This is a genomic window from Phormidium sp. CCY1219 (assembly GCF_055795085.1).
In genome coordinates this window covers 1-206 of sequence record NZ_JAYFEQ010000328.1, presented here as the reverse complement: position 1 = coordinate 206, position 206 = coordinate 1, and the positions used below count along the sequence as shown (strand labels likewise).

General features: G+C 56.8%; 1 pseudogene. It reads right to left on the bottom strand.

The window, feature by feature from the left end:
• A pseudogene (locus AC0QH1_RS05805) lies at positions 1 to 206 on the bottom strand (hypothetical protein); the annotation flags it as partial.

The window sequence follows — 206 nt, the reverse complement described above, 5'->3', positions numbered from 1 at the left end:
ATTAGGTTTTCGTTACAGATGGATAATTCGCACGCGGTGGGAGTACCCCCGCCATCGCTGGGAACCTCGCTATCGATAGGGGGTAAGGGCGGAAGTGCGCCAGTACCGCCACCGGTACCCCCACCACCGCCACCACCGGTATTTGCTGCATCAACGGTACCGCTAATGGGGAAATTAAAGGGGTTTTCGTCGCTATCGTTGGTGGT